Origin of the sequence: Pseudomonas sp. D8002, assembly GCF_013385695.1 — a bacterium.
In the GTDB taxonomy this organism is placed as follows: Bacteria; Pseudomonadota; Gammaproteobacteria; order Pseudomonadales; family Pseudomonadaceae; genus Aquipseudomonas.
The window spans coordinates 1-22340 of record NZ_JACAPM010000053.1 but is presented as its reverse complement, the minus strand read 5'-3'; the positions used below and the strand labels follow the sequence as shown (position 1 = coordinate 22340).

At 62.6% G+C, this 22340-nt stretch carries 21 protein-coding genes; 11 read left to right on the top strand and 10 right to left on the bottom strand.

Translation table 11 applies throughout. The annotated features are described in order from the left end of the window. Positions 1-18 precede the first annotated feature (18 nt). Positions 19-1341: a leucine-rich repeat-containing protein kinase family protein gene (locus tag HX807_RS27870; RefSeq protein ID WP_177051770.1), complete on the bottom strand. Its 1323-nt coding sequence runs from the start codon at positions 1339-1341 to the stop codon at positions 19-21. Positions 1342-1351: 10 nt separating this feature from the next. Further along, the gene (gene zapE / locus HX807_RS27865; protein ID WP_087694661.1) at positions 1352-2467 is read right to left on the bottom strand and encodes a cell division protein ZapE; all 1116 of its coding nucleotides are present in this window, start codon (positions 2465-2467) and stop codon (positions 1352-1354) included. Positions 2468-2696: 229 nt separating this feature from the next. Here zapE and HX807_RS27860 point away from each other — a divergent pair, with 229 nt between their 5' ends. The 7 genes from HX807_RS27860 to HX807_RS27830 are packed head-to-tail and all read left to right on the top strand — an operon-like array spanning position 2697 to position 9031. Next, positions 2697-3188, top strand: coding sequence for a spore coat U domain-containing protein (locus tag HX807_RS27860; RefSeq protein WP_218174123.1), 492 nt, complete (start codon positions 2697-2699; stop codon positions 3186-3188). Then, the gene (locus HX807_RS27855) at positions 3182-3724 is read left to right on the top strand and encodes a spore coat protein U domain-containing protein (protein ID WP_177051766.1); all 543 of its coding nucleotides are present in this window, start codon (positions 3182-3184) and stop codon (positions 3722-3724) included. The genes HX807_RS27860 and HX807_RS27855 overlap by 7 nt, the downstream gene beginning before the upstream one ends. Positions 3725-3742: 18 nt before the next feature. Continuing rightward, entirely contained in the window at positions 3743-4279 is a 537-nt protein-coding gene (locus tag HX807_RS27850; RefSeq protein ID WP_023658978.1) for a spore coat protein U domain-containing protein, read from the top strand. A gap of 4 nt (positions 4280-4283) precedes the next feature. Further along, complete coding sequence (locus HX807_RS27845) at positions 4284-4784, top strand: spore coat U domain-containing protein (RefSeq protein WP_023658977.1); 501 nt, start codon at positions 4284-4286, stop codon at positions 4782-4784. 26 nt (positions 4785-4810) lie between these two features. Beyond that, complete coding sequence (locus HX807_RS27840) at positions 4811-5596, top strand: molecular chaperone (RefSeq protein ID WP_177029090.1); 786 nt, start codon at positions 4811-4813, stop codon at positions 5594-5596. Positions 5597-5637: 41 nt separating this feature from the next. Then, positions 5638-8031, top strand: a complete 2394-nt coding sequence (locus HX807_RS27835) for a fimbria/pilus outer membrane usher protein (RefSeq protein ID WP_177051764.1) — start codon at positions 5638-5640, stop codon at positions 8029-8031. Between the two features lie 16 nt (positions 8032-8047). Further along, positions 8048-9031, top strand: coding sequence for a spore coat protein U domain-containing protein (locus tag HX807_RS27830; RefSeq protein ID WP_371316159.1), 984 nt, complete (start codon positions 8048-8050; stop codon positions 9029-9031). Here the strand turns inward: HX807_RS27830 and HX807_RS27825 are convergent. Beyond that, on the bottom strand, positions 9028-9780 hold the full coding sequence (locus HX807_RS27825) for an anti-sigma factor (RefSeq protein WP_003212454.1): 753 nt from the start codon (positions 9778-9780) through the stop codon (positions 9028-9030). The two genes, HX807_RS27830 and HX807_RS27825, sit on opposite strands and share 4 nt — an antisense overlap. Next, the gene (locus tag HX807_RS27820) at positions 9777-10283 is read right to left on the bottom strand and encodes an RNA polymerase sigma factor (RefSeq protein WP_003212456.1); all 507 of its coding nucleotides are present in this window, start codon (positions 10281-10283) and stop codon (positions 9777-9779) included. The genes HX807_RS27825 and HX807_RS27820 overlap by 4 nt, the downstream gene beginning before the upstream one ends. Positions 10284-10454: 171 nt before the next feature. On the opposite strand from HX807_RS27820, the gene HX807_RS27815 reads away from it, so the two are divergent. Together HX807_RS27815 and HX807_RS27810 are read left to right on the top strand one after the other, a co-directional pair. Beyond that, positions 10455-11537, top strand: coding sequence for a catalase family peroxidase (locus tag HX807_RS27815; protein ID WP_087694665.1), 1083 nt, complete (start codon positions 10455-10457; stop codon positions 11535-11537). Continuing rightward, complete coding sequence (locus HX807_RS27810) at positions 11534-12073, top strand: cytochrome b (RefSeq protein ID WP_003212459.1); 540 nt, start codon at positions 11534-11536, stop codon at positions 12071-12073. Before HX807_RS27815 ends, HX807_RS27810 begins: the two co-directional genes overlap by 4 nt. A gap of 54 nt (positions 12074-12127) precedes the next feature. On the opposite strand, the gene HX807_RS27805 is transcribed toward HX807_RS27810, so the two are convergent. Then, positions 12128-13279, bottom strand: a complete 1152-nt coding sequence (locus HX807_RS27805) for a carboxypeptidase family protein (RefSeq protein WP_177051762.1) — start codon at positions 13277-13279, stop codon at positions 12128-12130. Positions 13280-13746: 467 nt separating this feature from the next. Continuing rightward, positions 13747-14109 carry a DUF6124 family protein gene (locus tag HX807_RS27800; protein ID WP_102369523.1) on the bottom strand — a complete coding sequence of 121 codons (363 nt, stop codon included), beginning with the start codon at positions 14107-14109 and terminating at the stop codon, positions 13747-13749. A 129-nt stretch (positions 14110-14238) separates the two neighbouring features. Between HX807_RS27800 and HX807_RS27795 the strand changes: the two genes are divergently transcribed. Next, the gene (locus tag HX807_RS27795; protein ID WP_177051760.1) at positions 14239-14886 is read left to right on the top strand and encodes a LexA family transcriptional regulator; all 648 of its coding nucleotides are present in this window, start codon (positions 14239-14241) and stop codon (positions 14884-14886) included. On the opposite strand, the gene HX807_RS27790 is transcribed toward HX807_RS27795, so the two are convergent. From HX807_RS27790 to HX807_RS27775, 4 genes are read right to left on the bottom strand one after another with little or no spacing between them, the layout of a single operon-like run. Next, positions 14883-16820, bottom strand: coding sequence for an acetyl/propionyl/methylcrotonyl-CoA carboxylase subunit alpha (locus tag HX807_RS27790; protein ID WP_177051758.1), 1938 nt, complete (start codon positions 16818-16820; stop codon positions 14883-14885). The genes HX807_RS27795 and HX807_RS27790 overlap by 4 nt on opposite strands. Beyond that, positions 16817-17623, bottom strand: coding sequence for a gamma-carboxygeranoyl-CoA hydratase (locus HX807_RS27785; RefSeq protein WP_177029085.1), 807 nt, complete (start codon positions 17621-17623; stop codon positions 16817-16819). Before HX807_RS27785 ends, HX807_RS27790 begins: the two co-directional genes overlap by 4 nt. A 15-nt stretch (positions 17624-17638) precedes the next feature. Further along, positions 17639-19246 carry a carboxyl transferase domain-containing protein gene (locus tag HX807_RS27780; protein ID WP_008431506.1) on the bottom strand — a complete coding sequence of 536 codons (1608 nt, stop codon included), beginning with the start codon at positions 19244-19246 and terminating at the stop codon, positions 17639-17641. A gap of 14 nt (positions 19247-19260) precedes the next feature. Next, positions 19261-20424, bottom strand: a complete 1164-nt coding sequence (locus HX807_RS27775; RefSeq protein WP_003212472.1) for an isovaleryl-CoA dehydrogenase — start codon at positions 20422-20424, stop codon at positions 19261-19263. Between the two features lie 145 nt (positions 20425-20569). Between HX807_RS27775 and HX807_RS27770 the strand changes: the two genes are divergently transcribed. Beyond that, positions 20570-22201: an AMP-binding protein gene (locus tag HX807_RS27770; protein WP_008431507.1), complete on the top strand. Its 1632-nt coding sequence runs from the start codon at positions 20570-20572 to the stop codon at positions 22199-22201. Positions 22202-22340 lie beyond the last annotated feature (139 nt).

Below are 22340 nucleotides of genomic sequence, written 5' to 3'. Positions count from 1 at the left end.
CCCGCTCCCACATTGGGTTTAGTGGAGTTTGGAAGACTGCAACAAGCTTGTGATTTCCTCGAACCCGGGCCGGGCCAGCACCTCCGGCTGGCAGCAGTTGTCCCGCAAGGCTTCCAGTGCCACGCGCTGTTGCTCGTTCAACCCCGCATCAATCCTTTCCAGCAATTCCCCCAGCAACACCCCGAACGCCCTGACTTCGATGCGCTGCAACGCGCGGGTTTCCTGGCTGTCGACCGTGGCGTGAAACGACGCTGCACCAAAGTCCCCAAGCAGACATTCACCGGCTTCATTCCACAGAATGTTGTGGCCGTACAGATCACCGTGGGTGATGCCTTGCGCGTGCAGGTGCGCCGCCACCGAAGCGATGCCCCGGGCCATGCGCAGCGCCACATCCGCGCTGAAACGGGTGGTGGGCTCGTAGATATCCCGGGTGCACGACGCCAGGCTCGGCAGCGCCGCAAGGTTGCGATAGTTCGGTTCGATCAGTTGCATCACCAGTGCCGCCTGGCCTTGGGGATGCTCGACGACCCGGCCTTCCACCTTGATCAAATTGGCATGCAATCCGGCGGCAATGCAGGCATGCATTTCGTGCAACGGCGAGCCGTCGCTGGTGATGCTGCCTTTGTACAGTTTGACCGCAACCGCCTTGGCCGGCCCGCCTGGCGGGGTCCAGGACGCCTTGCGGATGATGCCGGAGGCGCCTTCGCCCAACACTTCGCCCAGCACCAGCTCTGACCAGGGAATATTCGGCGTCGCGTCATGGCGGGCCTCTTCCACGGCCATCTCTACCGGATTACCGGCGTAGGCCAGCCAAGTCAGGCTCGGCAAGGCCAGCAACCAGTCCGGCAGGCGGGTCATGCGGTTGGAGGCGATGCGGATCAGTTCGAGGTTTTTGCACTGGGCGAGGCTTTGCGGCAACTGCTCCAAGTGGTTACCGGCCAGCATCAGTTTTTGCAGCAAAGGCCGTTCACCCAGTTCGTCCGGCAATTGGCTGATGTGGTTATCGGTGAGGATCAGCCAGCGCAGCAAGGGTGGCAGCGACGTCGCCGGGACACTGCTGATCTGGTTCGACTTGAAGCCGATCATGCTCAACTGCGCGCACTGGCCCAGGCATTGCGGCAGTTCGGTAAAGGCGTTTTCCGAACAGAACAGCACGCGCAAATGGGGCAGGCGGTGCAGGTCATCCGGCAGGCTGCTCAGGGCATTGCCGGTCAGGTTGAGGATTTCCAGGGAGTCGGCCAGGTCGAAGATTTCCCGGGGGAACTCGGTCAGCCCACAGCGCAGGTCCAGGCGTTTGATACCGGCCAGTTGGCCGGCCTTGAGTTGGGCAAGGGTATCCATGAACGGCGCGTCACTCGGCAATAGGGGCGTGAATGGCGCTCATGATAGCGGGTTGCGGCCCGATCTTCTGCAACTGCCCCAGGCGGCTGGCGGTGCGCGCCAAATCGATGGCCTGGCCGCTCAGGGATTGCTCCAGCGGCTGCTCGCCGATCAGCACCAATTGCTTGTCCTGGTCGTAGAGCACGTCCACCAGGTTGATGAACCGTTGCTGGGCGGCAATCGGACAGTCCGCCAGGTGCGGCAGGCCGTCGATGATCCAGCGTTCATAGTCGCGGCACAGCTGCAGGTAGTCCATGACGGCGGTCGGTTGTTCGCACAGGTCGCTGAAGGTGAAGGCAATGCTGCGGTCCTGGTGCCAGCGGGCAGTCAATTGCCGGGCTCCGACGGTCAGGCTGACCGGGGCCTGATCCGCTGACGGCAGGCCCAGGGCTTGGCGTTGCGCGGCAGTCCCCGGCCACACGAACTGGCCAGCGCTGAACCGCTGATCGCCATGGGCCTGGGCCAGGCTGCGAAAATCCTGGGGGGCGCTGACTTCCATGACGTCCATGCGCGCGCTGATCAGCTCGATCACCGGCTTGAACCGCTGATGGTACAAGGGGTTCGGCAGCAACCCGGCGGGCGGATAATTGGAGGTTACCAGCACCCAGACTCCGCGCCGGAACAGGGCCTTGAACAGGCGGCTGATCAGCATCGCATCGCCGATATCATGTACGTGAAACTCGTCGAAGCACAGCACGCGGCAGCCATCGAGCAACTCATCCAGGGTCACGGCCAAGGCATCGCGCTGCTGGCGATGGGCAAACATTCCCTGGTGCAGACGGGCGAAAAAGTCGTGGAAGTGCACGCGCTGTTTCTCGGCAATCGGCAACGCCTGGAAAAAGCCGTCCAGCAACCAGCTCTTGCCCCGGCCGACGGCGCCGTGCAGGTACAGGCTGCGGGTAGGGCGCCCGGCCAGCAGATGGTCGGTTTGCCGGGCCATGGTCTCGATCACCTGTTGCTGGCTTGGGCTGAGGGTATAGCCCTGTTGCAGGGCCTTGCCCTGGAAGAATGCGCTGATTCCGGGGGCGGCGGTGGTCGCCGCGGGTTTACCCAGCAACCGTTTGAGCAGGGGCGGTAAAGCAGCCAATGTCAGTCACTCTGTGTTTCGGTGGTCGCTCACTTTAGAGCGCCGGTTGCGGTTTGACCAATAGAGAAGCACGGCGCGAGCTATCTGGAAAAGGCATGGGTCAATGGATCCAAAACACCGACCTGACTGGCGGATTCCCTTCAAGTGACTAACCTCATACACAGCAGTCACCCCTGTATAAGGATTTGGGGCAGTGAAGGGACACGCAGTCTTGGCAATCATGAGCGCGATGCTCTGCAACACGGTTTATGGTGCACAGCTCCAGGTTGAGGTGCGTATCGACGTGCAGCGGGGGTGCCAGTTGGTCGGCACCACGCGTGAAGCAGGGATCGAGCAGCTCGGCGTACTGGATTTCGGCAGCGGCTCCCGGCTGGATGACCCGGCAGGCCCGTTGAGTGCAGCCTTGATCAGCCAGCGCCAGCCACGCCTGGAGTGCAACCCGGATACGCCTTATCAGATGCGTGTCGACGGCGGCCTGCATGGCGGCGCCGGCGAAGTACGTTACCTGGGCGCTGCTGCCCCCTCGATCAAACCCATTCCCTATCGAATTTATGCCGATGCCGCACGCCGCATCCCCTTGGCCGTGGACGTGCCGGTGAGCGGCCGCGTGCCCGACTCCGGCACGGTGGACTTGCCACTTTACGGACGCATCGAGCCGCTCAAGGAAATCCCGGCGGTGGGGCGTTATTCCGACCTGCTCAAAGTGACGGTGACATGGTAAGCCGCGCCCTGGCCTGCATCGCGCTGGGCGGCCTGTTGCTGCTGGCCGAGGACGCCCAGGCGGCGGTGGCCGGGCAGATTCATGCACGGCTGGTGATCACCGCCAGTTGCCAGGTAAGCAAGGGCACCGAAAGCGCGCCGGTGAGCCCGGATGGCGGCTCGGCCTTGCTGGATTTCGGCAGCCACGGACCCACTTGGGACAAGGGCCTGGGTGCCGGCATCAGTGATGGCGACAAGGCCGCGCTCGCGGTGTCCTGCAACCCGTCGGTGGTGAGCAGTTTCACCGTGACCATCGACGGCGGCGCCCACGGCGACGGCGTCACCCGGCGCTTGAGCAATGGCCGGCAAACCATACCGTATCGGCTGTCGGCCGATCCTGCGGGCCGAAGCACCTACAGCATCGGCCAGCAACGCAATTTCGTCGTGACCCAGGGCGCACAGGTACCGATCCCGGTATTCGGCTCGGTGGTGGCGAATACCAGGGCCCTACCGGCCGGCATCTACACAGACACCCTGACGGTGACTCTGGATTGGTAACTCATGAGGATGGACATCATGCATGCACTTGTATCTAAAGCAGTTCTCCCATTGGTCGCACTGGCCTGGGTATCGGCTGCCCAGGCGGCCACGACGGTCACCGGGCAGATCAGCTCCACGCTGATCCTGACCAACAGTTGCCTGGTCAACGGCGTGGGCGGCACCACCGGTTTGAACTTCGGTACGATCAATTTCGGTACCACCAACAGCCAGTTCACCACGCAGTCCGGCCAGGTGCTGGGTGGCGGTGGAGGCGCGTTGTCGATCCAGTGTTCCTCGGGCACCTCGCCGGTGATCACCGTGGGCGCGGGCTCCCATGACGGCCAGTCCACGGGCGGCACCCGGGCGCTGTACGACGGCGTGGCCAACTATGTGCCGTATGACTTCTACACCGACACCGGGCATTCGACGCTCCTGGCGATCAACGGAACCATCAACGTAGGCGCGAGCACGGGCGTTGCGCAAACCGTGAACATCTACGGCCAGGCCGTGGGCAAGGCAGGTCTGCCGGCGGGTACCTACACCGACACGGTGTCCGTGCAATTGACGTTCTAGTGCCATGAAGCGGGCCTGCTGGGCGACGCTGGCGGTCATCACGGGTTGGGGGATGCCGTTGTCGTTGCTGGCGGTGACCAGCCAGACGATCCAGGTCAGCGCGACGATTGCCGCAGGCTGCCTGGTGGTGGGCGGCGGCACGAACTACGGCAGCCTGGCGTTCGGCAGCTATTCGTCGTTGTCCACCAGCACGGTGTCGGTGGCGCTGAGCAGCGGGGTAACGCTGCAATGCACCCCGGGAGTCACCTTGAGCATGAGCGTCAACGGCGGCTTGTACAACGCCAGTGGCCGGCACATGCAACTCAATAGCGGCAGTGCTCAAGTGGCGTACCAGCTGTTTCAGGACGCGGCCCTGAGCCAGAGCCTGGGGATCAGTCAAAGCGTCAGCGTGGCCTACAGCAACGCAAACAATATAACCCTGCCGATTTACGGCCGGGTGGTGTTACCGGGTAATCAGCCTGGGGGGACGTACAGCGATGTGCTGCAGGTGCAGCTGTCCTGGTAAGGCGATTGGCATGAGGAGTGGAATCTATGTTTGCAGCTTCCCGGCGGTATTGGGTTGCGGGTTTTATCGGTCTGGTGGCGTTGGGCGGTGGGCAGGTCCAGGCTGCCAGTTCGGTGCTGATCTGGCCCATTGACCCGGTGCTGGAGGCCGATCAACAGGCCAGCGCCTTGTGGTTGGAGAACCGCGGTACAGAGACTGCCAACCTGCAGATCCGGGTATTTGCCTGGAGCCAGGGCGGGTTTGACGAGCAGTACCAGAACCAGCGCGACGTGATCGGCAGCCCGCCGGTGGCGAAGATCGAACCGGGGCAGAAGCAATTGGTGCGCCTGACCCGGACCCGGGAAGTGCCGCCGGGCCAGGAGTTGGCCTATCGGATCATCATCGACGAAATCCCCGCCGCCACCCCTGAAACCCCCGCAGCCGATGGCAAGACGGCCGCAGCCATCCGCTTTCAGATGCGTTATTCGGTGCCGTTGTTCGCCTACGGCGCAGGCCTGTGGAGCAAGGAAGACGCGACGCGCCAGCGCGACCCCAAGGGCGCGGGCAAGCCTGACCTGAGCTGGAAAAAAGTCACCGTCGGCGGGCGCAACTATGTGGAGATGCGCAACCAGGGCGCGGTGCACGCGCGGCTCACCGATGTGGCGTTCAAGCAGGGCGGGCAGACCCGGCCGCTGGTTGACGGCCTGCTCGGCTATGTACTGCCGGGCGCAACCATGCGCTGGCCGGTGCCACAAGGTGTCGCGGGCGATCAGCCGCTGCAGGTGCGAGTCAATGGCGCAACGCAACTGGAGAACCTTGCGCCGGGACGGTAACGCAATGGAATAGGGCATGGAGCAGCCCTTGGTCTTAACGGATGGAGATGTCCATTGATGGACACAAAGCCTTGGTGAGCCATGGTCAGGCTCGTAGTCGATGGCGATCGGTGTGGGTGGTGGGCGGCCTGGCGGGCCTGGTGCTTGCGCCGCTTGGCGTGGCCGCGCCGTTGCCGCCGCCGCCCAGCAACATGGAGGCTGTTGCCGATGCACAGTTGTTCCTCGAACTGGTGGTCAACCAGATGGACACTGGCCGGGTGGTGGCCGTGGATCAGCGCGCCGGCGGCCTGTTTGTGCCGGCGGCCACCTTGCGGGACGTGGGCATGAAGCTGCCGGCCGAGATCACCACCGAGGTCGCGCTGGACCACCTGCCGGGCCTGCACACCGATTACGACAGCCAGGGCCAGCGCCTCATGTTGACGGTACCGCCGGCGTGGTTGCCGGCGCAGTTCATCGGCAGCCGCAACAACTACCCGCGCGCCCAGGCACTCACCAGTTTTGGTGCGTTGCTCAACTATGACGCTTACCTGAACGACACCGATGACGCCGGCACATACCTGGGCATTTTCAACGAAGTGCGGCTGTTCGATACCTGGGGCACCTTGTCCAATACCGGCCAATACCGCACCACCTTTGGCGGCCAGGCCAGCGGCAGCACTTTGAACAATGGCTACCGGCGCTATGACACCACCTGGCGCTTTTCCGACGATGAGCGCCTGCTGACCTACGAGGCGGGCGACGTGATCAGCAGCGCATTGCCGTGGAGCAGTTCGGTACGCCTGGGCGGGGTGCAAGTGTCGCGGGATTTCGGCGTACGCCCGGACCTGGTGACTTACCCCTTGCCACAATTTGCCGGGGAGGCGGCGGTGCCGTCGTCGGTGGACCTGTTCATCAATGGCTACAAATCCAGCAGCGCAGATCTGCAGCCGGGCCCTTACACCTTGACCAACGTGCCGTTTATCAACGGCGCCGGCGAAGCGGTGGTGGTCACCACCGATGCCCTGGGCCGGCAGGTGTCGACCACCGTGCCGTTCTACGTCACCAGTACGTTGTTGCAAAAAGGCCTGTCGGATTTTTCCGTGGCGGCCGGTAATTTGCGCCGCGACTACACCATTCGGGATTTTGGCTACGGGCCGGGCGTGGCCAGCGGCACCTTTCGTTACGGGGTGTCGGACTACTTCACCCTGGAAAGCCATGCCGAAGCCTCAGGCGACCTGACCCTGGGCGGGCTCGGCGGCAACGTGCGGCTGGGCAACTTCGGGGTGCTCAATACCGCCCTCAGCCAAAGCCAGTTTGATGGCGAGACCGGCCAGCAACTGAGCTTCGGTTATCAATACAGCAACCAGCGCTACAGCCTGTCATACCAGCGAGTAGAACGCCGCGACCAATACGCCGACCTGACCCTGGTCGACACGCCTTATGCGAGCCTCAGCAAGCGCAGCGAGCAGGTGACCCTGAGCCTGAACCTCAACGATTTCGGCAGCATCGGTGCCGGCTATTTCGATGTGCAGGCAGCCGATGACTCCCGCACCCGGCTGATGAACCTCACCTGGAGCAAGCAGTTGTGGCGCAACACCAGTTTCTACCTGTCGGCCAACCGCGAGGTCGGTGACAGCAACTGGGCCATGCAGGCGCAACTGGTGATCCCGTTCGACATCTATGGCAGCCTGGCCTTGAGCAACGAGCGCAGCCAGGCCGGCGAGAGTCGCCAGCGGGTCAACTACAGCCGGGCGGTGCCGTCCGAAGGCGGCGTGGGCTACAACCTGGGGTATGCCAGTGGCGACGGCCCCGCCTATCGCCAGGCCGACCTGACCTGGCGCATGCAGTCGGTGCAATTGCAGGCGGGCGTCTATGGCAGCAGCGACGCCGAGACCCGCTGGGCGGATGCCAGCGGTTCGTTGGTGTGGATGGACAAGCAAGTGTTCGCGGCTAATCGGGTGAATGACGCGTTTGTGGTGGTGAGCACCGATGGTTATGCCGGGGTGCCGGTGCTTTACGAAAACCAGCTAGTGGGTGAAACCGATCGCAACGGGCATCTGCTGGTGCCGTGGAGCAGCGCTTATTACCGCGGCAAATATGAAATCGACCCGCTGAACCTGCCGGTCACCGTGCAGACGCCGAATGTCGAGCAGCGGGTGGCGGTGCGTCGCGGCAGCGGCTATTTGCTGGAATTCCCGGTGCGCCGGGTGATCGCGGCCAGTATCACCCTGGTGGATGCCCAGCATCAGGAACTGCCTCTGGGCAGCCAGGTGCGTCACGAGCAAACCGGCGCGCGGGCGGTGGTGGGTTGGGACGGCCTGGTGTACCTGGAGAACCTGGCGGCCCACAACACCTTGCAAGTCACTGTGGGTGAGGGCCGTACCTGCCAGGCAACGTTCGATCTGGATATCAACGAAGCACAGGTGCCGCTGATCGGGCCACTGGTTTGCCAATGAGATAAGGAGTGTGGGTGTGCGGGGCAAGGAATGCATAGTGGGGCTGCTGGTGCTGGCGGGGCTGGGCTTTTCGACACAGGTGATGGCCGCGTGCTCGGTGCCGGGAACCACCTCGCCGGCCGGCTTTGGCTCGATCAGTTCGATGACGGTGCGCACCGCTCCCCAGACCAGTTCCACCACCAATGCCGGCTTGAATTGTGGGGCCACGCTGATCTCGTTGCTGGCAGCCAATGATCACTTCTATGCAACCATCACGTCGGCCACCAGCGGCATGGTCGGCCCCACTGGGGATATCATCAGCTATACGATCTACGGCAGTAACAGCACCAGTTATCCGATCACCCGTGGAACCCAATTCGATTTCGGTGCCACCGGCATCGCCCAAAGCCTGGGGCTGGTATCCGGGCCGGGCACGAAAACCGTGCCGCTTTATCTGAGTTCCATCATCGGCAGCAATGTGGCGGCCGGCCTTTATACTGAGACACTAAGCATTGCCTGGACCTGGAATTATTGCTCGGTCCTCGGTGTGGGTTCTCTCTGTGTCATACGGGACACCGGCAGTGGCACGGCTTCTCTGACCGTCAGCATGACCGTGGCTAACGACTGCACAATCTCTGCACCCAACATCGCCTTCGGCAGTGCGCCGGTAGTCAGTGGTTTTTCCAGCGTGAACGGGCAGGCCACCATTGCCTGCACCAAGGGCAGCGCCTACACCGTGGGCATCAGCGATGGCCAGAACCCGGTGAGTGTGGGTGGGCAGCGGCGGATGGTTTCTGGCAGCAATTTCCTGAATTACGACATTTTCAAAAGCGCCACCACCACCCGCTGGGGCAGCGTGAGCACCGCCCGGCGCGCCAGCTCAACGGCTGAGGTGAATCCCGGGAATGGCTTGGGTACCGGTAGCCAGGTGTTCAACTACAACGCCGCGATCTATACCAACCAGACAACACCGCCGGCCGGCACCTACGTCGATAACGTGGTGCTGGATGTGGCCTTCTAGAACCGCATCGTCTGCTTGAGCATCTGCGTGGTCGACGGGTCTTGCGGGCTGACCATCGCATAGTTGTAGCCCGCGCCCGACCAGTATTCGGCCTGCAGCCCGTCGGCACTGCGGCTGCCACGGGGCAGGAATTTGTTTTCCGGGCCTGGCGGACGGATATAGAAACTGATGCGTCGCCCTTGGGGGTCTTCATACAGCACCATGGCCGCCGCGCCTTGTTCGGTACTGAGCAGGCGCCCGCTGACCGCCTTGAACCCGGCCTGGCTCAGGTCCGGCAGGCGGTAGGCCTGGTTGAAATAACGGTCGAGCCAGCCTTGCATGTCGCCACCGCTTTGCACGTGGTAGTCGGCGGGCAGGATGCCGTCCTGGGCAAACAGGCGGTAGGCCTGCATCGCGTCGCTCATGGGCGCCATGCTCTCGAGCAGCGTGGCCTGGCGGGCCTGCCAGCCGCCGAGGCCGCCGACACTGACGGCAATCAACAGCATGGCGGCGGTTGCGAGATGGCGGCGTGACTGGCGCTTGACCCGCTGGCGAATCAGGGCGGGGTCCAGCTCGGGGTTGGCGGGTTGTTGCAGTGCGCCGCTCAACGATGCCCTCAGGTGCTGCGCGTCCTGTTGCCAGGCGTGCACCTGGGCGGCGACGTCCGGGTGGGCCGCCAGCCAGGTTTCGAGCTGGCGGCGGTCGGCGTCCAGGAGCTGGTGATCGACGTAGGCATGCAAATCGCGTTCGCTGGGAGGCAGGCTGATCATTTGAGTATCCGCAGGGCAGGGCTGGTGATTTCGCCGTCGCTGAGCTGGCGCAGGGCCTGGCGCGCGCGCGACAGGCGAGACATCACGGTGCCCACGGGCACCTCGAGGATGTCGGCGACTTCTTTGTAGCTCAAGCCTTCCACCGAGACCCACAGCAGCAGGGCGCGCTGTTCGGTGTTCAATTTGTCGAAGGCTTGCAGGGTCGATTGCGCGATGACGGTGCGCTCGACCGACGGCTGCGAATCATCGCGGCCGGTGAAAAACTCCAGCATGCGTGTGTACCGCCGGGAGCGCCGATGGGCGTCGAGGAACTGCCGGTAGAGGATCGAGAACAGCCAGGCGCGCAAGTCGCCTTCGAGGCGTTTGTCGGCCCAACTGATGATCGCGCGCTCAAGGCTCGCCTGCACCAGGTCGTCGGCGCTGCTGGTGTTACGCGTCAGGGACACGGCAAAACGCCGCAACCTGGGGATGAGTTCACGTAACTGTTCGTCGAGTTCGTGCATGGGATTCTGGCTAGTCACTACGCTGGGACTAGGAAGACGTCCGGCGTTGAAGGTTATTCCAGGCCAATAAAAATAAACAGCAGGCCAGGGAATAGAGTGCGCTGGCGTTCGTCCCAAGTGTTCCGACCTTATGTTTCACCCACTCAAGGCCTTGGGCCCTGGAGTTATTTCATGGTAGATCACTCATCACCGCCCCGTCCGCCGCTGAGCACCGCAAGCCTGATAATTCGGTTGGCCAGCATCGGCGTGGTGGTTGCCGTCGTGGCCGGGGCGTTTGCCTACGTTAACGGAAGCCTCGACCCACAACGGTTGCGCCCCAAAACCCTGGTCAATGCCTTGGAAACCAACAACGGCTTGCACCCTGGCTACCGGCGTAACCATGCCAAGGGCGTGTGCGTGGCCGGTTATTTCGAGAGCAGCCCCGAAGCGCGCCAGTACTCCAGTGCCCAGGTATTCAGCGAGGCGCGCACCCCGGTTATCGGGCGTTTTGCGCTGCCCAGCGGCAACCCGTATGCGCCGGACAGCAGCGTGCCGATCCGCAGTTTTGCCTTGCAGTTCAACTTGGTCAACGGCCAGCAATGGCGCACCGGGATGAACAGCATGCCGGTGTTCCCGGTGGGCACGCCCGAGGCCTTCTTCGAGATGCTCAAGGCCGGCGCACCTGACCCGGCCACCGGCAAGCCGAACCCGGCAGGCATGCCGGCGTTCTTCGCGGCGCACCCCGAGACCGCGCCGTTCCTGGCCTGGGTCAAGACCGCCAAGCCGTCTGCCAGCTATGCCACTGAAACCTATAACGGCATCAACGCGTTTTACCTGGTAAACGCCAGCGGCCAACGCCAGGCCGTGCGCTGGGGCGTCGTACCGCAAAGCCAGGATGCTGCGGGGGCCACGGCGCCCGCCGGCAGCGACTTCCTCGAAAAAGACCTGGCCCAGCGCCTGGTGGCCGGGCCGTTGCGCTGGCAGTTGAACCTCACCCTGGCCAACCCGGGCGACCCGGTGGATGACGCCAGCAAGACCTGGACCGGTGAGCACAAGGTGCTGAATGCCGGGACCCTGGTGCTGGAAAGCAGCCAGCCGCAAATGGACGGTGATTGCCGTGACATCAACTTTGATCCACTGGTGCTGCCGAGCGGTATCGAAGCCTCGAATGACCCATTGCTGGCCGCCCGTTCGGCGGCGTACGCCAGTTCCTACCTGCGTCGCACCAGCGAAGTCAGCCAGCTGCACAGCGCCCCTCAGGAGTCGAAGCCATGAATGCCCAACCCCGGTTTTTCGCCCCGCTGGCGCGGCTGCTGCATTGGCTGATGGCGTTGATGATCATCGCCATGCTGTTTATCGGCGCGGGCATGGTGGCCTCGGTTTCCGAACGCCATGAGTGGCTGATCCACCTGCACAAGCCGCTGGGCATTGCGATCCTGGCGCTGGTGATCGTGCGCCTGGTGGTGCGTTTTTCCACGCGCCAGCCGCCGCTGCCTGCCGACTTGCCGCTGTGGCAAGTGCTGGCGGCCAAGGCCTCCCACGTGGTGCTGTATGCGTTGATGCTGGTGTTGCCGCTGCTGGGCTGGGCGATGATTTCAGCGGCCGGCGACCCGGTGATGCTCAGCAGTTCGGTGCAGTTGCCGGCGCTGGTGGGGGCGAATGCGCCGTTGTTTGCCGTGTTGCGCAAGGCTCACGGTTACCTGGCGTATTTGCTGTTTCTGACGGTGTTGTTGCACCTGGCGGCGGCGCTGTTCCACGGTTTGATCCGGCGTGACGGTGTGTTGCAAAGCATGACCGGCAGCAAGGACTGAAGCCTTCCCCGGCGACGGTTGCTGTGAGGCAGCCGTCGCCGGGATCGTGGATGTTTAGCGCAATACGCCGACGATATCCGCCACGCTGCTCAACACATCCTTGCCCAACTGCATCGAGCGTTTGCCCGACCAGCCAGTGTGCGGGTTGGGCGCGTCGTCGTTGTCCTTGAAGGGCATTTCCAGGGTCAGGGACAGGCAATCGAACTTCTCGCCGACGCTGTTGCACGCCAGGGTCATATTGGCTTCGCCCGGCAGGTCGCGGGTGTAGCCATGCGCGGTCTGAAAATCCCGGGTGAGGTTGCTCAGGTGGCTGCGGAAGTGTTTTTCCAACTGCTCGATACGTGGCGTGTAGCCCGGGTTGCCTTCACAACCGGCGGTGAACACATAGGGGATTTCCTCGTCGCCGTGGATATCCAGGAACAGGTCAACGCCGTACTTTTCCATTTGTTGCTGGACGAACAGTACTTCGGGGCTGATCTCCTGGCTCGCACTCTGCCAGGCGCGGTTGAGGTCCTGGCCCATGGCGTTGGTGCGCAGATGCCCATGGAACGCGCCATCGGGGTTCATGTTCGGTACCAGGTACAGGTCGGCGGCGGCCAGGAGCTTTTTCAGCTCGGCGTCACCGTCCTGTTGCAGGCGCTCGATGATGCCTTCCATAAACCATTCGCCCATGTGCTCGCCGGGATGCTGCTGGGCGATGATCCAGACCTTGCGCTTGTTGGCCTCGCCCTTGCCACGGCGCAGCAGTTGGATATCACGGCCTTCGACACTTTTGCCGGTGGCCAGCAATTGCGTGCCGGCGCGGTTCAGCGCCTGGTCGATCAGCCAGTCGTGGCGTTCGCGGCTGTAGGGTTCGAAGTAAGCGAACCAGGCCTGTTTTTCACGGGTTTCGAGGGTGATGTGCAGCGTTTCGCCATCAAAGCGGGTGGGCACCCGGAACCAGTTGATATGGTCGTAGGACGCCACGGCGTTGTAGCCGCTCCAGGCGTGCTTGTAAGACGAGTGGCCGGCATTGCTCAGGCGGAAGGTGTGGGTGTGACCCACGTGCATGCCTTCGGCCTTGAAGTGGAACCACTGGAAGTGCTGGCTGCGCGTATCGGGCTTTATCGCCAGCAGCAACTGGTGAGCATCACTGGCGTCGAGCACCTGGATATTGCCACTGTCGAAGTCGGTGCTGATCTTGATGGAGGTCAAGGCCACGGTCATAGTCTGGTTGCCTGAATATGAGTGTTGTGGCGGGCATTTTACACCGGAGCGGGGCAAAGCCTGGATGCAATTTTTGCGGGTGAAGAGGGGGGCGTCGTCCATGACGCCGCCGCAGCTTAGAATCTATGAGATTGATTCTCAAGTGCTATTTTTGAAAGAACCGGCCTAGAGCGCTCGATCGACTTTCTTTTGGCGATGGTCTTTTGCTACCATGCGCGCCATCAAGCAACACACAGTCTTCATTAGCCTGAAGTCACGCCAGGGAAAAACTGGCAAAAAAAAGACCCGGCCAAAGAGCCGGGTCAAAAACCGTGATTAGCCTGATGAGGAGATATTCCAAGAGTCCGACCTAAGGTCTCTTGGTCTATCGACTGATCTCGCGATCAGCTAGGTCCAATAATAATCATTATCATTTGCAAGTCAAATGTTTTTATCCCTCGGATAGAAATATTTTTCCCGCGTGCCTGTTACAGGCTGGCCGGCTGTTCGGCACCCCTCGCCGAAAGCCGCAGTGACCGCTCCACCATCACCTTCGCCATATCGATCAAATAGACCACTGAAAACGCCAGGTCCCGGCTATTGCCGTGGGCGCTGTTTGCCGATTCGTACGCAGTGGCCGCGGCGCTGCGCAGCAGGTCGGAGGCGTGGACCAGGGCCTCCTCGTCGCTGATGCCGGGCTTGACCTCGAACAACGTGTCGTCAACGGAGGGCGGTGCGGCATCCTCTTTCAGGTAATAGTCCAGCGCGCGTTGGGCGGCGCCACTGCTGCGCAGGAACAGCCGTTCGTCTTCATCGCAGGTGTCGGGCAGGGTATACGGGGTGGTCGTCATAAGGGCAGTGCTCTGTGTGGGTGTCGAAAGCCTGCAATCGATATTAGTACTAATCGTATTTATGGCGTTTTATTGATTACTACAAACTGTTTATTGTCGTGGTGAGTACACAACGTATTGTCAGGGCCCATGGATAAATGGATAGCGTTGGTCAAGGCCAACATGAAAGACCGCAAGGTCACGCAGGACCAACTGGCGTCGCGCCTGGGCATGTCTCAGGGCGGGGTCGGCCACTGGCTGAACAAGCGTCGGGTGCCGAGCCTTGCCGATATGAACCGGGTGATGCAGGAGCTTGGCCTGGATGGGCTCGAGGTCGCGCTGGTGGTTCGCGAAAAAGCGCTCGCGGCGGTTGCCGAGGAACTGCAGCCGGCGCCGCACTACAACCCGAATTACCGTTACCCGGTGAGCGAAGGGAAGGGAGGCTACCCATTGCAGGAAGAACCTCGGCCGTACGGCGTTACTCGTTTTCAGATGAGCGACTATCACGCCCATGGCAAGGCGTTCTGGATGCGCGTGACTGGCGACGCCATGACCGCCCCCAGCGGCTTGAGTATCAATGAAGGCACGATGATTCTGGTGGACCCGGCCATCCAGCCCGAGCCCGGCAAACTGGTGGTGGCCCAATGGGCATTTGATTCCCAGGCGATCTTGCGCAAATGGGTCAGGCAGAGCGGCCAGCTTTACCTGGTGCCGCTCAACCCTACATACCCGAAGATGCTGTTCAGTGAAGAGTGCCGGATCATCGGCGTGGTGGCGCAGGCGGTCACGAGGTTTTAACTCGCGGCTTCCAGCTCCACCAGTGCGCTGCCTTCACCGACCATTTCGCCTTCCTGGCAGTACAGCGCCTTGACCACGCCGGCATGGGGCGCGCGAATGCTGTGTTCCATCTTCATGGCCTCCAGCACCACCAACTGCGTACCGGCTTCAACGGTTTGCCCGACTTCCACCAGCACTCGCACGATGCTGCCGTTCATCGGTGCGGTCAGGCCGCCCTGATGGGACTGGCTGGCGTCGACGGCGGCAATCGGGTCGAACAGGCTGACACTGTGCACCTCGCCGTCCCAGCGCAAAAACACACTGCCGCCCTCGCGTACCGCCAGATGGGAGCGGCGCACGCCGTGCTGGTCGATCAGCAATTGTTCGCCGTGCAACTGGGGCGGGTTGACGCCGGCTTGCAGCATTACCAGGCGATCCTGGCCGTTGCAGCTCAGGTGCAGGGAAACCTCGCCCGGCAAGCCTGCGCGAAAACCTCGGGTGTCGGCCCAGGGCGAACGGGTGTCAGTGCTCGGTTGGGTCTGCATGAACGCCTGGCCGGCGGCCTGCCAGAATGCCTCACTCAATTCGCCAGGCGCCGGCAGCAGCTCATCCTGATAACGCGGGATAAACCCGGTATCGAGCTCGGCAGCGGCAAACGCCGGATGGCCGATAATGCGCCGCAAGAAGCCCAGGTTGGTCTTCAGTCCACCCACGGCAAATTCATCGAGCATGCCCAGCAGCCGCAGGCGCGCCTGTTCGCGGTCCTCGCCCCAGGCAATCAGCTTGCCCAGCATCGGGTCGTAGAACGGTGACACGTTGTCGCCTTGTTCGACGCCGCTGTCTACCCGGCGCCCGGGCCCTGGCGTGGATTCGCGGTACAGCGCCAGGTGCCCGGTGGCCGGTAGAAAATCGTTGGCCGGGTCCTCGGCGTACAGGCGCACTTCAATCGCATGCCCCAGCAGTGGCACCTGCTCCTGAGTCATCGGCAGCGGCTCGCCCTGGGCCACGCGGATCTGCCAGGCCACCAGGTCCAGGCCGGTGATGGCCTCGGTCACCGGGTGCTCCACCTGCAGCCGGGTGTTCATCTCCATGAAGAAAAACTCGCCCCGGGCGTCCAGCAGAAACTCCACGGTGCCCGCGCCCACGTAGCCGATGGCCTGGGCCGCACGCACGGCCGCTTCGCCCATGGCCTTGCGCTGCTCGGCACTCAGGCCCGGCGCCGGGGCTTCTTCGACGACTTTTTGATGGCGGCGCTGGATCGAGCAATCGCGCTCATTGAGGTACAGGCAGTGACCGTGCTGGTCGGCGAACACCTGGATCTCCACGTGACGCGGCTTGAGCAAATACTTTTCCACCAGCATCTGCGCATTGCCAAACGAGGACAGTGCTTCACGCTGTGCCGAGGCCAATGCTTCGGCCAGTTGGCTGACGTCCTCGACCACCTTCATGCCCTTGCCGCCACCGCCTGCCGTTGCCTTGAGCAGCACCGGGTAACCGATACGCTCGGCTGCCTGGCGGAAGGTCTCCAGATCCTGGGCGTCGCCGTGGTAACCCGGCACCAACGGCACGCCGGCGGTTTCCATCAACGCCTTGGCGGCCGATTTGCTGCCCATGGCATCAATGGCCGAGGCGGGCGGGCCGAGGAAGATCAACCCGGCGGCTTCAATGGCGCGGGCAAACCCTGCGTTCTCCGAAAGAAACCCATAACCCGGGTGAATCGCCTGGGCGCCGCTGGCCTGGGCCGCGGCGATCAGTTTGTCGATTTGCAGGTAACTGTCGGCGGCCTTGCTGCCGCCCAGGTCCACACGAATATCAGCCTCGCGGGTGTGCCGCGCGTCACGGTCGGTGGCGCTGTGCACGGCCACGGTGGTCAGGCCCATGGCCTTGGCGGTGCGCATCACCCGACAGGCGATTTCGCCACGGTTGGCTACCAATACGGTAGTAAGCGTCTTCATGAACGCGGCTCCTGAGGCTGCCAGTTGGGCGCGCGTTTTTGCAGAAAGGCACGCAGGCCTTCCTGGCCTTCGGCGCTGACGCGGATCCGGGCGATGGAGTTCTCGCAGTAGCGACGCAACGCTGGCGTCAGGGCACCGTGGCCGACTTCCCGTAGCAGGTCCTTGCTGGCGCGCATGGCCGCCGGGCTGTTGAGCAGCAGATTGGCAATCCACAATTGGACTTGAACGTCCAACTCATCAGCGGGATAACTCTCCGCCAACAACCCGATTTCCCGCGCCCGCTGGCCGCCGAAGCGATCTGCCGTGAGGGCATAGCGTCGGGCAGCCCGCTCACCGATCGCCTGCACCACGAACGGGCTGATCACCGCCGGCGCCAGGCCAATGCGCACTTCCGACAGGCAGAACTGCGCATCGTCGGCGCCAATCGCCATGTCGCAGCAACTGATCAACCCCAGGGCACCACCGTAGGCCGCACCCTGGACTACCGCCAGCGTCGGGATCTTCAGCTTGGCGAGGTTGTACATCAGCTCCGCCAGTTCTCGGGCATCGTCCAGGTTGGTGTGGTAATCCAGTTCGGCCGACTGCTGCATCCAGGCCAGGTCGGCGCCGGCGCTGAAGTGTTTGCCGCGCCCGCGCAGTACCAGAAAGCGCAGGGCCGGATCGCCTTGCACCCGATCCAGGGCAATGATCAGTTCGCGGATCATTTCGGCATTGAACGCGTTGTTCTTGGCTTCACGACTGAGCCACAGCGTGGCAAAGCCACGGGGGTCGGTGATCAGTTCGAGGGTGTTGAAATCGCTCATGGGGTGCAGCTCCATTTACATGCGGAACACGCCGAAGCGGCTCGGCTCGATGGGGGCGTTCAGCGCGGCGGACAGGGCCAGGGCGAGCACGTCGCGGGTCTGCAGCGGGTCGATGACGCCGTCATCCCACAGCCGTGCGCTGGAGTAGTAGGGGTGGCCCTGGGTTTCGTACTGGTCGAGGATCGGCTGCTTGATCGCCGCTTCCTCATCGCTGCTGAAACCCTGGCCGGCGCGCTCGGCCTGCTCACGCTTGACCTGCACCAGCACGCCGGCGGCCTGTTCGGCGCCCATCACGCCGATGCGTGCGTTGGGCCACATCCACAAGAAGCGCGGGTCGTAGGCGCGTCCACACATGCCGTAGTTACCGGCGCCGAAGCTGCCGCCGATGATCACGGTGAACTTCGGCACCTTGGCACAGGCTACCGCTGTCACCAGTTTGGCGCCGTGCTTGGCGATGCCGCCGGCTTCGTATTTCTGGCCGACCATGAAGCCGGTGATGTTTTGCAGGAACAACAGCGGAATCCCGCGCTGGCAGGCCAGTTCGATAAAGTGCGCGCCTTTTTGCGCGGCCTCGGCGAAGAGGATGCCGTTGTTGGCCAGGATCGCAATCGGATAGCCGTGCAGGTGCGCAAAGCCGCACACCAGAGTGGTGCCAAACAACGCCTTGAATTCATCGAACACCGAGCCGTCCACCAATCGCGCGATCACCTCGCGTACATCGAACGGTTGCTTGGCGTCGGCCGGAATCACGCCGTACAGCTCTTCGCTGCTATAAAGCGGCGCCAGCGGCGTGCGTTGTTGCAATTGCCCCAGCTTGCGCCAGTTGAGGTTGGCCACACTGCGCCGAGCCAGGGCCAGCGCATGTTCGTCGCTGTCGGCATAGTGGTCGGCCACCCCGGAAATCTTGCAGTGCACATCGGCACCGCCCAGGTCTTCGGCGCTGACCACTTCTCCGGTCGCCGCCTTCACCAGCGGCGGGCCGGCGAGGAAGATGGTGGCTTGCTGGCGGACCATGATTGCTTCGTCCGCCATCGCCGGCACATAGGCACCACCGGCAGTGCAGGAGCCCATCACCACCGCGATCTGCGGGATGCCCTGGGCGCTCATGTTCGCCTGGTTGAAGAAGATTCGTCCGAAGTGCTCGCGGTCCGGGAACACTTCATCCTGACGCGGCAGGTTGGCGCCGCCGGAGTCCACCAGGTAGATGCACGGCAGGCGGTTCTGCTCGGCGATGGTCTGGGCGCGCAGGTGTTTCTTGACGGTCAGCGGGTAGTACGAGCCGCCTTTCACCGTGGCGTCGTTGGCGACGATCATGCATTCGACGCCTTCCACCCGGCCAATCCCGGCAATCACCCCGGCAGCGGGCACGTCTTCGCCGTACACCTGATAAGCCGCCAGCTGGCTGAGTTCAAGGAACGGCGAGCCAGGGTCGAGCAAGCGATTGATCCGCTCGCGGGGCAACAGCTTGCCCCGCGACGTATGCCGCTCCTGGGCCTTGGCGCCGCCGCCTTGCTGCACCTGGGCGAGCAGGGTATGCAGGGCGTCGACCTGTTGGAGCATCGCTACGCTGTTGGCGGCGAATTCCGCCGAGCGCGGGTTGAGCTGGGTGTGCAGGGTAGCCATGGTGCGCGCTCCGTTCAGCGGGTTTCGTTAAACAGTTCGCGACCGATCAACATGCGCCGGATTTCACTGGTGCCGGCACCGATTTCATACAGCTTGGCGTCACGCAATAGACGGCCCGCCGGGAATTCATTGATATAGCCATTGCCGCCGAGAATCTGGATCGCGTCGAGGGCCATCTGGGTAGCGCGTTCGGCGCTGTAGAGGATCACGCCGGCGGCGTCCTTGCGCGTGGTTTCGCCGCGCTCGCAGGCCTGGGCCACGGCGTACAGGTAGGCGCGGCTGGCGTTGAGCTGGGTGTACATGTCGGCGACCTTGCCCTGGATCAGCTGGAACTCGCCGATGCTCTGGCCGAACTGCTTGCGGTCATGGATGTAGGGCACGATCAGGTCCATGCAGGCCTGCATGATCCCGGTCGGGCCGCCGGACAGCACAACGCGTTCGTAATCGAGGCCGCTCATCAGCACTTTCACGCCGCCATTGAGTGCGCCGAGGATGTTTTCTTCCGGCACTTCGACGTCATCGAAAAACAACTCGCAGGTGTTGGAGCCGCGCATGCCGAGCTTGTCGAACTTGTTGCTGCGGCTGAAGCCCTTCGAGTCGCGCTCGACGATAAACGCGGTGATGCCGTGGGCACCCTTTTCCAGGTCGGTCTTGGCGTAGATCACGTAGGTATTGGCATCAGGGCCGTTGGTGATCCAGGTCTTGCTGCCGTTGAGCACATACACACTGCCGCGTTTATCGGCGCGCAGCTTCATGGAGACCACGTCGGAGCCCGCGTTCGGCTCGCTCATGGCGAGTGCGCCGATGTGTTCGCCGCTGATCAGCTTGGGCAGGTATTTGAGTTTTTGCTCATGGGTGCCGTTGCGGTTGATCTGGTTGACGCAGAGGTTGGAGTGCGCGCCGTAGGACAACGCCACCGAAGCCGAACCCCGGCTGATTTCTTCCATGGCCACCACGTGGGCCAGGTAGCCCAGGCCGGCGCCGCCGTATTCTTCCGGCACGGTGATGCCCAGCAGGCCCATATCGCCGAACTTGCGCCACATATCGGCGGGGAACAGGTTGTCGATATCGATCTGCGCAGCGCGCGGCGCCAGTTCCTTGGCCACGAAGGATTGCACCTGGTCGCGCAGCATGTCGATGGTTTCACCGAGGGCGAAGTTCAGGGAGGGGTAACTCATGGACGGGCACCTTCTAGCGTTGTTTTTGTATGGTCAATACGCCGGGGAGGGCGATCACCTTTACGTTAACGTAAACTTGCGTTGCGGGCCTGTCAATCGTAGTTTACGTTTACGTCAACCTACAAAAAAGACAACAGGGGTCGTTATGGATCAATCGAATCAGAGCTACAGCCGCGGCTGTCAGGACAAGGCCTTGCTGGCCATGACTATCGGCCAGGCCTTTGATCAAACGGTTTCGCGCTACTCCGACGGCGAAGCCTTGGTCGTGGGCCATCAACAGCGTCGCTTCACCTGGCGGCAACTGGCAGAGACGGTTGACTTGCATGCACGTGCGTTCCTGGCCTTGGGGATGCAGGCCGGCGACCGCTTGGGCATCTGGGCCCCCAACTGCGCCGAGTGGTGCATCAGCCAGGTCGCCAGCGCCAAAATCGGCGTGATTTTGGTCAATATCAACCCGGCGTATCGCAGCAGTGAATTGGAGTACGTACTCAAGCAATCCGGTTGCCAGTGGTTGGTGTGCGCCGGGTCGTTCAAGACCTCCGATTACCACGGCATGTTGCAGGAGCTTCAACCTGACCTGCGCGGCATCATCAGCCTTGATCCCAGCCCGCCCCCGGGGTTTACGCCCTGGTCGCAATTGGCGGCCCTCGGGGCAGGCGTCCCGCCCGAGCAATTGCAGATCCGCCAGGCCGGCCTGCACTTCGATCAACCCGTCAATATCCAGTACACCTCCGGCACCACCGGCTTCCCCAAGGGCGCCACCCTCAGTCACCACAACATCCTCAATAACGGCTACATGGTTGGCGAAAGCCTGGGCCTGACGGCGCAAGATCGCCTGGTGATCCCGGTGCCGCTGTATCACTGCTTTGGCATGGTGATGGGTAACCTGGGCTGCATCACCCATGGCACCACGATGATCTACCCGAGTGACGGTTTCGACCCATTGCTGACCCTGGCTGCCGTCGCCGAAGAACAGGCCACCGGGCTATACGGGGTGCCTACCATGTTTATCGCCATGCTTGATCACCCGCGCCGCGCCGAGTTCGACCTGTCGCGCCTGCGCACCGGGATCATGGCGGGCGCCACTTGTCCGATCGAGGTGATGCGCCGGGTTATCAGCGAGATGCACATGAGTGAGGTGCAGATTGCCTATGGCATGACGGAAACCAGCCCGGTGTCGTTGCAGACCGGGCCGGATGATGACCTTGAGCGGCGTGTTACGACGGTTGGCCGGACCCAGCCACAGCTGGAAAGCAAGATTATCGATGACGCCGGTAACACGGTTGCTCGGGGCCAGGTAGGGGAGCTGTGTACCCGGGGCTACAGCGTGATGCTCGGTTACTGGAATAATCCTGACAGCACTCGTGAGGCTATCGACGAGGCGGGCTGGATGCACACCGGCGACCTGGCGACCATGGATGAACATGGGTATGTGTGCATCGCCGGGCGTAACAAGGACATGATCATTCGTGGTGGCGAGAACGTTTACCCGCGGGAGTTGGAGGAGTTTTTCTTTACTCATCCGGCGGTGGCGGATGTGCAGGTGATCGGGATTCCGGATGAGCGCTATGGTGAGGCGATTGTGGCGTGGATCAAGTTTCATCCGGGGCATGTGGCCAATGAGCTTGAGCTGCAGACGTGGTGCAAGGGGCGGATTGCGCACTTCAAGATGCCCAAGCATTTCAAATTTGTGGATGAGTTTCCGATGACGGTGACGGGGAAGATCCAGAAGTTTCGGATGCGGGAAATTATGATTGAAGAGTTGAAGGGGGGGTGAGGGAGGGCGGGGTGTTTATCCGTTATTTAGGTAACGGCGGCTTATGGTTTCGCTCTTACAGCGAGTCACTTTGCAAAAAAGCGGCAAAGTAACCAAAGCGCTCTGCCCCGCCTGTCGGCGCCTCGCCTAGGCTCGGTGT